Origin of the sequence: Bacillus sp. CHD6a (assembly GCF_001293645.1) — a bacterium.
Lineage (GTDB): Bacteria > Bacillota > Bacilli > Bacillales > Bacillaceae_I > Sutcliffiella_A.
Genome location: NZ_LBMD01000014.1, coordinates 92,093 through 104,903 on the forward strand (window position 1 = coordinate 92,093; position 12,811 = coordinate 104,903).

The following is a 12,811-nucleotide window of genomic DNA, read 5'->3' on the forward strand; positions in this document are numbered from 1 at the left end:
AGTGAAAAAATATAAAGCCGAGAATATGCAACAGGCTATGCAACTGGTTCGTCTTGAATTGGGTGATGATGCAGTCATCCTTCATTCAAAGGCAGTCAAAACATCAAGATTTTTCGGGCTCCTTTCCAAAAAAGGAGTGGAAGTGATTGCAGCAGTGGATGAAGAGCCTTCAAACCAAATAGTGAAAACAAAAACTGCCCACATGCGACCGGAGAAGGACATGCAAGTTTCCAAGGAAACAATTTCTTCACCAACCAATATGGGAGAGCAGGATAAACTTCTTGACAGTATTCAGGAAATGAAGAAGATGATGAAAGGCTTAACGAAAGAAAAACAGAGGGATCCTTTGTTGCCGGACTACTTCTTCCACTTAGAAGAAAACCTTTCCAAAACTGATATTAACGCAGTACAAGTTGAAGAGATGATGGATAGGTTGTACGAAAAGTGGTCGGAAAATAGAACACTGCCTTATAAATCTATGTTGGAGCTAGTAGAGTCCCAAATGCTTCAGTCTATGGAAGAGGTAACGTTTGACCAAAACCCTTACAAAAAGAAATTTATCTGCCTTGTAGGTCCGACAGGAGTAGGAAAGACAACGACATTGGCCAAACTGGCTGCAAACGCTGCCCTCAAAAAAGGCAAATCCATCGGATTCATTACAACAGATACATATCGTATCGCTGCAATTGAACAATTGAAAACTTACGCTAGCATACTAGAAGCACCCATTGAAGTTTGTTATTCTGCCGAAGACTTTTCAGCTGCCAAAAACAAGCTCTCCCATTTGGATGTCGTTTTCATAGATACAGCAGGAAGAAATTTTTTAAACGAACATTTTGTAGAGGAATTGAAGGAAGTACTCAATTTCAAAGACGAAATGACCACATTTTTAGTATTATCTCTTACCTCTAAATTGTCTGATATGAAAAAAATAACGGACCAGTTTTGGAATGTAGGGATCCACCAATTCATTTTTACAAAAAAGGACGAAACAACCTCGATAAGTTCTATGTATGAGATTTCTAGGATGTATAAAAAAGGCGCTGCATTTGTAACAGACGGTCAAAACGTTCCTGAGGACCTTATCCCGTTCACAAAAGACTTAATGGTTCGATCCATCATGGAGGAAATTCAAGAATGAATGATCAGGCAAGAGCGTTAAGGGAACAAATGAACCAAACAAAGAGACAGCCTGAAGAAGTAGTTGCGATAAAAAATGAAGCCAGGGCCATTGCAGTGATGAGCGGAAAAGGTGGGGTCGGCAAGTCCAACTTTTCTTTGAACTTTTCCTTAACCCTTCAAAAGAAAGGTTATAAAGTCTTACTTTTTGATATGGACATAGGTATGGCAAATATAGACATACTGTTGGGAGTAACGCAAAGATATAGTATTCTGCACCTTTTTGAACGTGACCTCTCTTTAGAAGATATTGTACAGAAAGGGCCTGAAGAATTATCTTATATTGCAGGTGGTTCCGGCTTAAAGGATATTTTCCATTTTGATGAACAAAAACGAAATCATTTTCTCTCTCAACTGCAGCGATTGTCCAAACAATATGATTACATTATTTTTGATATGGGGGCAGGAATAACAAGTGAAAGTTTACAGTTAATCTTGGCTTGTAATGAAATTATACTCATTTCAACTTGTGAACCTACCGCGATGACGGATGCTTACTCTGCCTTAAAATTTATACACAACCACAATCAGAATATCCCTTTTCAATTGGTTGTCAATCGTGCAATAAGTCCAAAACATGCGATAAATACCGCCATGAGGCTACAATCTGTCACTCAACAATTCTTAAACAGAAACCTTTCCCATTTGGGGTCCATGCCAGACGATAAATATGTGACGTTAGCTGTAATGGAACAAACTCCATTTATAGTAAGATTCCCAAACAGTCATGTAAGTCGTGCCGTCCGTGACATTGCTTCCAAGTACTTACATGGACGTGATACAACTGCCATCAAGAATACGAACACATTCATACATAAGCTTCGACGACTGTTCGGTTAGCTTTATGGGAGAGGAAGAGTTGTAACATGAACAAAATAAAAGTACTTATTACAGATGACTCCATATTTATGAGAAAGCTTTTATCCGATCTGCTTGAGAAACATCCCATGATAGAGGTTATAGCTACCGCCAAAAATGGAAAAGAAGCTATTGAAAAGATAAAAGAGTATTCTCCAGATGTTGTCACCCTGGATGTAGAAATGCCCCATATGAATGGCTTGCAGGCACTCGAGGTCATTATGAGGGAGCACCCTGTTCCTACAATTATGCTATCAAGTACAACATCAAAGGGTTCATTAAACACAATCATTGCCATGGAGCAAGGTGCAGTAGATTTTGTTGCTAAGCCATCGGGTGCCATTTCGCTGGATATACACAAAGTGAAAGAAGAACTCATTGATAAAATACTGCTTGCGTCCAAATCAAACCTAACACTTTTCAGGCAACCTATTAAAAAAGAGAAGGAATTACTTTCCTCTAATAATAATTATAGTAAAATAGACCTATTAGCAAAACAACGTAAGGATGAGGATGCATTGGTCTGTATTGGGACATCAACTGGTGGACCACGGGCCTTGCAAACACTCCTTTCTACGCTTCCAAAATCATTTCCAGCACCGCTTTTTATTGTGCAGCACATGCCAAGACATTTTACCAAGTCACTTGCAGATAGACTGAACACCATGTGCAATATAACAGTACTTGAAGCTGTACATAATCAAAAAGTAGAAATGGGAACCGCCTATATCGCACCTGGAGATTTTCATATGGAAGTGATCAAGCGTGCCGGAAGCCTATTTATTCACCTACATGATGCTCCGCCTAAAAGAGGTCATCGTCCTTCTGTAGACATGTTATTTCAATCTATTAGCACACTAGAAAACTACCGAAAAATTGCAGTGATACTCACAGGAATGGGGAATGATGGGACAGAAGGATTAAAGCAGATAAAAGAAAAAGGGGCTAAAGATACCTTGGCCCTTGCTGAGTCAGAAGAATCGTGCATCGTATATGGTATGCCAAGGGCTGCAATGCTATCAGGTATGGTAGATGAAGTACATCATTTGAAAGATATGTCAAAGAGAATTAACCAATATATTTTGTCATAGGGGTGCAATGAATGGACTTAAACCAATATTTAGATATTTTTTTAGAAGAGAGCAAAGAACATTTGCAAACTATTAATAATCAGCTACTAGAGTTGGAGAAACACCCTGCAAACATCGAGATTGTTAACGAGATCTTCAGGTCTGCTCATACACTTAAAGGTATGTCTGCCACGATGGGGTATGAGGATCTGGCCAGCCTGACTCATCAAATGGAAAACGTACTTGATCTTATCCGTAATGCAAAATTAACCGTTACCACCAACCTATTAGACATCGTCTTTCGATCCGTTGAATACTTAGAGGAGATGGTGCTTTCCATTTCAGAAGGCGGGGACGGGAAAAAAGATGTCAGTGAAGTGGTTTCTCTTCTTGTGAAAATTGAGAAGGGGGAAGAATGCTCCTTGCCAACAAAGTCTGCTGATCAAACAACTTCAGAACATTCTTATGATTCATATGAAGTTACTATCTTGCAACAATCCGAGGAACAGGGATACACGCCTTATGAAGTAACGGTAACTCTTAGACAAGATTGTCTATTAAAAGCGGCAAGGGTGTTTATGGTATTTGAAGTGGTGGAGGGGATGGGAGAAGTTATTAAATCCTACCCATCGGTCGATCTCCTAGAGGAAGAGAAATTTGAAGATAGCTTCCAAATTACAATGGTAACAAAAGAAGAAGTAAGTACTATTAAAGAAAAGATCATGAAGGTATCTGAGCTTGAAAAGGTAACGGTTAATAAGCTAGATACGCAACTTCTAGCCGCGTTCGAGGCAGAAAGCTTCGTAGAAGTTGCAATCGAAGAAGTGTCAACAGCACAAGTAGAAGTGGCTACAACAACAGCTGTATTGGAAAAAAAGGAAGACAAGCCGACTCCAGTCAAGGCAACACCAGGTTCCAATAAAACAATTCGAGTTAGTATTGATCGATTAGACGGATTAATGAATTTATTTGAGGAACTTGTAATAGACAGAGGTAGATTAGAACAAATCTCTAAAGATCTAAATGAACCTGAACTAATTGAAACAGTGGAAAGAATGTCTCGTATTTCTAATGATTTACAAAATATTATCTTAAATATGCGTATGGTTCCAATAGAAACAGTCTTTAACCGTTTCCCTAGAATGGTAAGACAACTGGCGAGAGACCTTGGGAAAAAGGTGGACATTGATATTATTGGGGCAGAAACAGAGCTTGATAGAACTGTAATGGATGAAATAGGAGATCCCCTTGTTCATTTATTGCGCAACGCCATAGACCATGGTATCGAGACACCTGAGGTTAGAAACCGTAATGGAAAGCCAGAAGAAGGAAGAATTACGCTCAAAGCTTATCATAGCGGAAATCATGTTTTTATCGAAATCATGGACAACGGTGCAGGTATCGCAAAAGAAAAAGTTCTTAATAAAGCTATCAGTAAAGGGGTCATTTCTCAACAGGAAGGGGAAAGATTAACCGAACAAGAAGTATATCAACTTATCCTTTCTTCTGGTTTTTCCACTGCAGAAGTAATTTCTGATATATCTGGCCGTGGCGTTGGATTGGATGTTGTGAAAAACACAATTGAGTCATTAGGCGGAAAAATCACCATTGATTCTGTTGAAGGTGCAGGCACAACATTTTCCATCCAGCTCCCGTTAACGCTCTCTATTATCTCCGTATTATTAACAGAGGTAGAGAATGAAAAATATGCGATTCCTTTATCTTCTATTATAGAGACTGCCATTATTAAAAAGGAAGAGATCTTAACGGCACATAATCAGGAAGTCATTGACTTCAGAGGGAAAATAGTACCTGTTGTCTACTTAGAAAAAGTTTTCCAAGTGCAAAAGGAGCAAGTAGAACGGCCAGATTTTTATTCTCTTGTTTTAGTGAAAAAAGGCGAAAAAATAGCCGCCCTAGTGGTTGATTCCTTCATCGGCCAACAAGAAGTAGTACTGAAGGGTCTAGGACAATACCTAAACTCAACCTTTGCAATCAGCGGAGCAACCATCCTCGGCGACGGCCAAGTAGCCCTAATCGTAGACTGTAACGCCTTAATTAAATAAATACCCTAGCTGTTAATTGGAGCAAAAGGCAAAGACTCCTAAGGGAGATAGCGCTAGGTGGAGACCGCGCTGGCTCATGTCAGCCCCTAGGAAAGCGAAGCCATTTGAGGAAATCAACAGCGGTATCAAAAGATACCATTAATCAAATATGAACAGGAGGCAACACTGATGGAGGCAACCAAAAAGAAATTAAAGCTAATCGTATTCGAACTCCAAAAAGAAGAATACGCGATACCAGTCCAACAAGTACGTTCCATTGAAAAACTTTTGCCAATCACACGTGTCCCTAACGTCCCTCCCCATATAAAAGGAGTCATCAACCTAAGGGGCGTCATCACTCCAATAGTGGATTTGAGCACAAGATTCAACCTTGAGGAAAAACTGGAAACAGACGCTTCACGCATCATCATCACCTTAGTAGATGAGCATGAAATCGGATTTATTGTAGATGCTGCCAATGACGTAGTAGATATCACAGAGGAGGCAATGGAACCTGCGCCCGAAGTGGTAGGCTCTGTAGAAAATAAATACGTTCAAGGTGTAGTGAAAATCGACAAAAGACTATTTGTATGTCTAGATCTAAATGAAATCCTGCAGCTAGATCAACCCAAAGTTTGAGGCTTTAAGGATGAATACTTTTAACGAATTAGATCTTTTAAAGGAGTTGGGGAATATTGGCGCAGGCAATGCAGCTACCGCATTATCTCAACTACTTAACAAAGAGATAACGATGAATGTCCCCTTAGCAAAAATTGTTTCTTTTAATGAGATGATGGAATTGATGGGTGGATCAGACAGACCTGTTGCTGCTGTATTTTTGAGGATGGAGGGCGAGTTATCTGGAAGCTTGTTCTTTGTATTATCTTTGGAAGATGCGACAAAGTTGATAAACCAACTGATTCCTGAGAAAGAAATAAGTGTTGATGAGCTTCCCTCCCATGAACTTGGTCTTTCCGCTTTACAGGAGCTGGGAAACATAATATCTGCACATTATTTGACTGCTTTATCTGAGTGCATCGGACTTACCGTTACACCTTCTGTACCAGAAGTAACGATTGATATGGTCGGAGCAATTGTCGTAACGGGACTCTTGGAGATCTCTCAAGTCAGTGATCATTCCATTTTTATAGATACAGAATTGACGGAAACAACAGATAGCCAGGTAGAGAAAGCGAAAGGCCATTTTTTCCTCATTCCTTATCCGGATTCATTTGAAAAAATAGTGGCAGCGTTGGGTGAAGGATAATGATGAGTGTAGAATCAGTCATTAAAGTTGGTATTGCAGAAATGGGAATAGTGAAAGCTCCCCAACTAATTCGCACTGCGGGCCTTGGGTCATGCGTAGGTGTTGTAATCTATGACACCACGACCCAAATTGCCGGTATGGTCCATATTATGCTTCCCGATTCAAATCTTACAAGACAGAATCCTGTTAACGCAGATAAATATGCTGATACAGGGATTGTGCATCTTGTTGACACTCTTCTCCTAAAAGGAATCAAGTCCTACAGCATGAAAGCCAAGATTGCAGGTGGAGCTCAGATGTTCCAGTTTAGCAGTGCGAGCGCTGACATGATGAGAATTGGACCAAGAAATGTAGAAGCGGTAAAGGAGAAGCTAGCCGCCTTACATATTCCATTAATTAGTGAGGACTGTGGGGGAAACAATGGAAGAACCATTGAATTTAATCCTGAAAACGGGAAGTTAATGATAAGAACCGTTAATAAAGGAGTATGTTACATTTAACCGCTTTCGGTCTTAGGAGTATATTAGGAGGAAAGCCATGACTACTTCAACTTCAAACAAAGATTCCCTCTATTGGGATCTTTGGAAAACAAAAAAAGATCCTGACGCAGGGGACTATTTAGTAAAAAAATATATGCCTCTTGTTCATTATCATGTACAGCGGATCTCAACAGGACTGCCTAAAAGTGTGAAAAGGGAAGAATTGAAAAGCTTAGCATTTGTAGGTTTGTTTGATGCCATTGAAAAATTTGATCCGTCACGCGATTTGAAATTCGATACCTATGCTTCATTTAGAATAAGAGGATCAATTATAGACGGTTTACGAAAAGAGGACTGGCTCCCTAGAAGTGTAAGAGAGAAGGCAAAAAGAATTGAGTCCACTCAAGTAAAACTAGAACAAAAACTGATGAGAAATGCCACCTTGGAAGAAGTTGCAACACACCTTGACATGCCAGAAGAAGAAGTCTCTACCGTAATGCATGAAGTCTTTTATTCAAACATTCTATCGATGGATGAGATGCCAAAGGAAAACGATGACCAACCCCAAGGAGCATATGTTCTCAAAGATGAAAAGGTTATTTCTCCAGAAGATGAATTAATCAAGTCTGAACTCATCCATCAGCTAGGTGAACAAATTGAGAACCTAACGGAAAACGAACAAATAGTGATTAGTTTATTCTATAAAGAAGAACTAACTTTGACAGAGATTGGACAAGTGTTGGGACTTACAACATCCCGAATTTCCCAAATACACTCCAAAGCTATTTTTAAATTAAGAAAACAATTAAATCCTATACTGTAACATTTTTTGGCCGCCTGTTGTCCAATCTGGACAGCAGGCAAATGATAAAAGGGTTGTGAAGACATGTTAATAATTTTTACCATTGTAAATTTCGCACTTATTCTTCTTGCGATTTTTTTTATTAGTTTACTCTTTATCAAAATCTCCAAAGTTCAACAGCTAGAACAAGAATACCGTACCTTGTTACAAGAAGCAGAAGATACCATCACAAGTTATGTCTTGGAGATTAAAGAAGAGAATCATTCCTTCCTGCAGAAGCTCTCAAAACCAACTCCTATTCCCTCGACTAACCGAGAAAGCTTTGACACTAGGGAGGACGACATTACTGAAACAGACTTAAAGGAATACTTGACGCCACAAACTGTTGGGGAAGAAAACAAGAATGCTTTGTCTGAAAAGGTGCCATTTGAACATTGGACCTTGAAAGATCAAGTGAATCATTTAAGTGAAAAGGGGCTATCTGCCTCACAAATTGCCAAAAAACTTAATAAAGGAAAAACAGAAATAGAATTGTTGTTGAAATTTCGACAATGAAGCCTATTTAAAACTTGATTGTCAAAAGTGATTATGATATATTTATTTTCGGTGTTATAAATTCACACGTTTGCCGATCTGAGCATTGGTGCTGATTCGTCAGTTTTGCTTGGAGATGACGTTGACGGAGGAAAAAAAACCATTAGGAGGAATATAACATGTCAGTAATTTCTATGAAACAATTATTAGAAGCTGGTGTACACTTCGGTCACCAAACTCGCCGCTGGAACCCAAAAATGAAGAGATACATCTTCACTGAGCGTAACGGCATCTACATCATCGACCTTCAAAAAACTGTTAAAAAGGTTGAAGAAGCTTACAACTTCGTTAAAGAACTTGCAGGTAACGGCGGAACAGTATTATTCGTTGGTACTAAAAAGCAAGCTCAAGATTCTGTTAAAGAAGAAGCAGAACGTTCTGGAATGTACTATGTTAACCAACGTTGGTTAGGTGGAACATTAACTAACTTTGAAACAATCCAAAAGCGTATCTCTCGTCTTAAAGCAATTGAAAAAATGCAAGAAGACGGTACTTTTGAAGTACTTCCTAAGAAAGAAGTTGTAATGTTGAAGAAAGAGCTTGAGCGTCTTGAGAAATTCTTAGGCGGAATCAAGGACATGAAAGGTCTTCCTGATGCATTGTTCATTATCGACCCTCGCAAAGAGCGTATCGCTGTTGCAGAAGCAAGAAAATTAAACATCCCTATCGTTGGTATCGTTGACACTAACTGTGATCCAGACGAAATTGATGTTGTAATCCCTGCAAACGACGATGCTATCCGCGCGGTTAAACTATTAACTGGTAAAATGGCAGACGCTATCTTAGAAGCTAAACAAGGCGAAGAGACAGCTACAACTACTGCATAATTTGATTGAAGAAAAGGTGATAAGAGGGGAAAGCCTTTTATCACTTTTTTTTGGAAAATATGACATTCGTAATAAAAAATATTTACATATCCTAAGGAGGAAATAAACAATGGCTGTTACTGCTCAAATGGTAAAAGAATTACGTGAAAAAACTGGCGCTGGCATGATGGATTGCAAAAAAGCGTTAACGGAAACAAACGGAGACATGGAAAAAGCAATCGATTTCTTGCGTGAAAAAGGTATTGCTAAAGCTGCTAAGAAAACTGACCGTATCGCTGCTGAAGGTCTAACTGCTATCGTAACTAATGGAAACGAAGCAGTAATTCTTGAAGTAAACTCCGAGACAGACTTCGTTGCGAAAAACGAAGGTTTCAAAACACTTGTAAACGAACTAGGTGAATTCCTTATCTCCCACAAACCTGAGTCTGTAGAAGCTGCTCTTGAAACTAAAATGGACAACGGTGTTGCAGTTTCTGAACACATCAACTCTGCAATTGCTAAAATCGGTGAGAAATTAACTCTACGTCGCTACACAATCGTTACAAAAACAGATGCAGACGCATTCGGTGCTTACTTGCACATGGGCGGTCGTATTGGAGTATTGACTCTTCTTGAAGGTACTACTGATGAAGCGGCTGCAAAAGACGTTGCGATGCACATCGCTGCGATCAACCCTAAATATATCTCTCGTGACGAAGTTTCTCAAGAAGAAGCAGACCGCGAGCGCAAAGTATTAACAGAACAAGCTCTAAACGAAGGTAAGCCAGAAAACATCGTAGCTAAAATGGTAGAAGGCCGTCTTGGAAAGTACTTCGAAGATATCTGCCTACTTGACCAAACTTTCGTTAAGAACCCTGACATGAAAGTACGTCAATTCGTAGAAAGCAAAGGCGCTACTGTAAAATCCTTCATCCGTTACGAAGTTGGAGAAGGAATCGAAAAACGCCAAGACAACTTTGCTGAAGAAGTAATGAGCCAAGTTAAAAAATAAGAGGAACAACATATATAAAAGGGGAACACTTATGTGTTCCTCTTTTTAGGAAAATATTCTTAAAATATCTCTGTTAAAGGATAGTTTAGTTGTAATAAAAGTATCCTAGCTGTTGATTGGAGCAAAAGGCGAAGACTCCAACGGGAGGTAGCGCTAGGTGGAGACCCCGCAGGCTAGCGAGGCCACTGAAAAACTGACAACGTAAAGTTTTTTATGATTCCTAGCTGTTGATTGGAGCAAAAGGCGAAGACTCCTTAGGGAGCTAGCACTAGGTGGAGACCCCACAGGCGTAGCCGAGGAGGCTCCAGCAGTGCCCCTAGGAAAGTGAAGCCATTTGCGGAAATCAACAGCGGTGTTTAGTGAAATTTCAAAATCAGTGTCTTTTTCAGTGGCTTCAGGCTAGCCGAGGAGGCTCCAGCAGCGCCCCTAGGAAAGCGAAGCCATTTGCGGAAATCAACAGCGGAGTTTAACAGAACCTTAAACAAACTCTTTTATTAATGGAGGTTACTATGGCTCAAGCTAAATATCAACGTATCGTACTAAAACTAAGCGGAGAAGCCCTTGCAGGTGAACAAGGCTTCGGAATCAACCCATCTGTCATCAAATCCGTATCCCAACAAGTAAAAGAACTAACCGAACTAGGTGTAGAAGTAGCAGTCGTCGTGGGCGGCGGTAACATCTGGAGAGGAAAAGTCGGCAGCGAAATGGGGATGGACCGTGCATCAGCAGATTACATGGGCATGCTTGCAACTGTGATGAACTCCTTAGCACTTCAAGATAGTTTAGAAAATTCCGGTGTGCAAACACGAGTTCAAACATCCATTGAAATGCGTCAGGTTGCTGAACCTTACATTAGAAGAAAAGCAATTCGTCACTTAGAGAAAAAACGTGTCGTCATTTTCGCAGCAGGAACAGGAAACCCATATTTCTCTACAGATACAACTGCAGCATTACGTGCAGCGGAAATTGAAGCGGACGTCATCTTGATGGCGAAGAACAATGTGGATGGAGTATACAGTGCAGATCCTACTATCGACGCGACTGCAACGAAGTATGAAACATTATCTTACCTAGATGTATTGCGTGAAGGTCTAGCTGTTATGGACTCTACTGCTTCTTCTTTATGTATGGACAATGATATTCCTATTATCGTTTTCTCCATCATGGAAGAAGGGAATATTAAACGAGTAGTATTAGGTGAAAATATCGGAACGATTGTGAGGGGGAAATAATTATGGCAAATCAAGTTATTACTCAAACAAAAGACAGAATGGAAAAAGCGGTACAAGCTTACTCCAGAGAATTGGCAACAATCCGTGCAGGTCGCGCAAGTGCTGCATTACTTGATAAAGTGACAGTTGACTACTATGGTGCGCCGACTCCAGTCAACCAATTGGCTTCTTTAAATGTACCTGAAGCAAGACTACTTGTGGTACAACCTTATGATAAAACATCATTAGGGGATATAGAAAAAGCGATCATTAAAGCAGATCTTGGATTAAACCCATCCAATGATGGTACAGTAATCCGTATCTCCATCCCTGCATTGACAGAAGAGCGCCGTAAAGATCTAGTAAAACAAATCAAGAAAATTTCTGAAGAAGCGAAAGTGGGAATCCGCAATATTCGCCGCGATGGAAATGATGATTTAAAGAAACTAGAAAAGAACGGAGAAATTACGGAAGACGAGTTACGCGGCTATACGGATGACATCCAAAAGCAGACGGACGCGTTCATTGCCAAAGTTGATTCTGTTACAAAAGAAAAAGAAAAAGAAATCATGGAAGTATAAGCGATTTACATGTAAAATAGAAAGATGGAAAGACCCTCTAATGTTTACAGGGGGTTTTTTTGTTAATACTGTTACTATAAATGGATAGACCCTTTCGGTACGTCTGTTTATTTTTAATGGAGGATTTTTATGCTGAAGAAAATACAAGAGTGGAGAGGCAAAGAAACCTCTAAATCGCTTAGCTTAAAAGAAGAAATAATGAACCATCCCATACCAGAGCATATCGCCATCATCATGGACGGCAATGGAAGATGGGCAAAAAAACGCGCAATGCCGAGAATAGCTGGTCATCATGAAGGGATGAAAACAGTAAGAAAAATCACCAAAGCTGCTAATAGCCTAGGGGTAAAAGTGTTGACCCTGTATGCTTTTTCCACTGAAAATTGGAAACGACCAAAACTTGAAGTCGATTTTCTGATGAAATTGCCAGAAGAGTTCCTCGGTACCTTCCTTCCAGAATTAATGGAAGAGAATGTACAAGTTCGACTTATGGGGAATAAGTCTGATCTACCGGAACATACACTTAGAGCTGTTAACAATGCAATGGAGAAAACGAAGGATAACACTGGACTTATTCTTAACTTTGCTTTAAATTATGGGGGACGCGATGAAATTCTCCGAGCTGTAAAGGATGTAGCTGCGGATATTAAAAATAACGCACTTACAACCGATCAATTAACAGAAGAGATGTTTTCAGAATATCTTTTCAGCAATTTATTACCGGATCCAGATCTTTTAATTCGTACAAGCGGTGAAATACGATTAAGCAATTTTATGCTGTGGCAGTTGGCGTATGCAGAATTTTATTTTACAGATGTACTATGGCCTGACTTTGAAGAAAATGATTTATATGAGGCAATTAATAGTTTTCAAATGCGCGGGAGAAGATTTGGTGGTATATAAGAAG

General features: G+C 39.7%; 14 protein-coding genes. All 14 read left to right on the forward strand.

Going from position 1 to position 12,811, the window contains the following annotated elements; translation table 11 throughout:
• The first annotated feature begins 1 nt into the window (after position 1).
• The 14 genes from flhF to AAV98_RS12610 all read left to right on the forward strand — a co-directional run bounded on the left by flhF (position 2) and on the right by AAV98_RS12610 (position 12,807).
• Entirely contained in the window at positions 2 to 1,141 is a 1,140-nt protein-coding gene (flhF, locus tag AAV98_RS12545) for a flagellar biosynthesis protein FlhF (RefSeq protein WP_197284288.1), read from the forward strand.
• Entirely contained in the window at positions 1,138 to 2,019 is an 882-nt protein-coding gene (locus AAV98_RS12550; protein WP_060665914.1) for a MinD/ParA family protein, read from the forward strand. Before flhF ends, AAV98_RS12550 begins: the two co-directional genes overlap by 4 nt.
• A gap of 26 nt (positions 2,020 to 2,045) precedes the next feature.
• On the forward strand, positions 2,046 to 3,128 hold the full coding sequence (locus AAV98_RS12555) for a protein-glutamate methylesterase/protein-glutamine glutaminase (RefSeq protein WP_060665915.1): 1,083 nt from the start codon (positions 2,046 to 2,048) through the stop codon (positions 3,126 to 3,128).
• 11 nt (positions 3,129 to 3,139) lie between these two features.
• Entirely contained in the window at positions 3,140 to 5,173 is a 2,034-nt protein-coding gene (locus AAV98_RS12560; RefSeq protein ID WP_060665916.1) for a chemotaxis protein CheA, read from the forward strand.
• A 168-nt stretch (positions 5,174 to 5,341) separates the two neighbouring features.
• Complete coding sequence (locus tag AAV98_RS12565; RefSeq protein ID WP_060665917.1) at positions 5,342 to 5,791, forward strand: chemotaxis protein CheW; 450 nt, start codon at positions 5,342 to 5,344, stop codon at positions 5,789 to 5,791.
• A 10-nt stretch (positions 5,792 to 5,801) separates the two neighbouring features.
• On the forward strand, positions 5,802 to 6,419 hold the full coding sequence (locus tag AAV98_RS12570) for a chemotaxis protein CheC (protein WP_060665918.1): 618 nt from the start codon (positions 5,802 to 5,804) through the stop codon (positions 6,417 to 6,419).
• Complete coding sequence (locus AAV98_RS12575) at positions 6,419 to 6,919, forward strand: chemotaxis protein CheD (protein WP_060665919.1); 501 nt, start codon at positions 6,419 to 6,421, stop codon at positions 6,917 to 6,919. The genes AAV98_RS12570 and AAV98_RS12575 overlap by 1 nt, the downstream gene beginning before the upstream one ends.
• Before the next feature lie 37 nt (positions 6,920 to 6,956).
• On the forward strand, positions 6,957 to 7,721 hold the full coding sequence (locus AAV98_RS12580; protein ID WP_060665920.1) for a FliA/WhiG family RNA polymerase sigma factor: 765 nt from the start codon (positions 6,957 to 6,959) through the stop codon (positions 7,719 to 7,721).
• A gap of 63 nt (positions 7,722 to 7,784) precedes the next feature.
• On the forward strand, positions 7,785 to 8,255 hold the full coding sequence (locus AAV98_RS12585) for a hypothetical protein (protein ID WP_060665921.1): 471 nt from the start codon (positions 7,785 to 7,787) through the stop codon (positions 8,253 to 8,255).
• Between the two features lie 158 nt (positions 8,256 to 8,413).
• The gene (gene rpsB, locus AAV98_RS12590) at positions 8,414 to 9,121 is read left to right on the forward strand and encodes a 30S ribosomal protein S2 (RefSeq protein ID WP_060665922.1); all 708 of its coding nucleotides are present in this window, start codon (positions 8,414 to 8,416) and stop codon (positions 9,119 to 9,121) included.
• A gap of 109 nt (positions 9,122 to 9,230) precedes the next feature.
• The gene (gene tsf / locus AAV98_RS12595; RefSeq protein WP_060665923.1) at positions 9,231 to 10,112 is read left to right on the forward strand and encodes a translation elongation factor Ts; all 882 of its coding nucleotides are present in this window, start codon (positions 9,231 to 9,233) and stop codon (positions 10,110 to 10,112) included.
• Between the two features lie 509 nt (positions 10,113 to 10,621).
• The gene (gene pyrH / locus AAV98_RS12600) at positions 10,622 to 11,344 is read left to right on the forward strand and encodes a UMP kinase (RefSeq protein ID WP_060665924.1); all 723 of its coding nucleotides are present in this window, start codon (positions 10,622 to 10,624) and stop codon (positions 11,342 to 11,344) included.
• A 2-nt stretch (positions 11,345 to 11,346) separates the two neighbouring features.
• Positions 11,347 to 11,904, forward strand: coding sequence for a ribosome recycling factor (frr, locus tag AAV98_RS12605; RefSeq protein WP_060665925.1), 558 nt, complete (start codon positions 11,347 to 11,349; stop codon positions 11,902 to 11,904).
• Between the two features lie 129 nt (positions 11,905 to 12,033).
• Positions 12,034 to 12,807: an isoprenyl transferase gene (locus AAV98_RS12610; RefSeq protein ID WP_060665926.1), complete on the forward strand. Its 774-nt coding sequence runs from the start codon at positions 12,034 to 12,036 to the stop codon at positions 12,805 to 12,807.
• Positions 12,808 to 12,811 lie beyond the last annotated feature (4 nt).

Coding starts and splice junctions, on each gene's coding strand:
- AAV98_RS12550 (WP_060665914.1), top strand. CDS start 1,138: ATGAATGATCAGGCAAGAGCGTTAAGGGAACAAATGAACCAAACAAAG.
- AAV98_RS12555 (WP_060665915.1), top strand. CDS start 2,046: ATGAACAAAATAAAAGTACTTATTACAGATGACTCCATATTTATGAGA.
- AAV98_RS12560 (WP_060665916.1), top strand. CDS start 3,140: ATGGACTTAAACCAATATTTAGATATTTTTTTAGAAGAGAGCAAAGAA.
- AAV98_RS12565 (WP_060665917.1), top strand. CDS start 5,342: ATGGAGGCAACCAAAAAGAAATTAAAGCTAATCGTATTCGAACTCCAA.
- AAV98_RS12570 (WP_060665918.1), top strand. CDS start 5,802: ATGAATACTTTTAACGAATTAGATCTTTTAAAGGAGTTGGGGAATATT.
- AAV98_RS12575 (WP_060665919.1), top strand. CDS start 6,419: ATGATGAGTGTAGAATCAGTCATTAAAGTTGGTATTGCAGAAATGGGA.
- AAV98_RS12580 (WP_060665920.1), top strand. CDS start 6,957: ATGACTACTTCAACTTCAAACAAAGATTCCCTCTATTGGGATCTTTGG.
- AAV98_RS12585 (WP_060665921.1), top strand. CDS start 7,785: ATGTTAATAATTTTTACCATTGTAAATTTCGCACTTATTCTTCTTGCG.
- rpsB (WP_060665922.1), top strand. CDS start 8,414: ATGTCAGTAATTTCTATGAAACAATTATTAGAAGCTGGTGTACACTTC.
- tsf (WP_060665923.1), top strand. CDS start 9,231: ATGGCTGTTACTGCTCAAATGGTAAAAGAATTACGTGAAAAAACTGGC.
- pyrH (WP_060665924.1), top strand. CDS start 10,622: ATGGCTCAAGCTAAATATCAACGTATCGTACTAAAACTAAGCGGAGAA.
- frr (WP_060665925.1), top strand. CDS start 11,347: ATGGCAAATCAAGTTATTACTCAAACAAAAGACAGAATGGAAAAAGCG.
- AAV98_RS12610 (WP_060665926.1), top strand. CDS start 12,034: ATGCTGAAGAAAATACAAGAGTGGAGAGGCAAAGAAACCTCTAAATCG.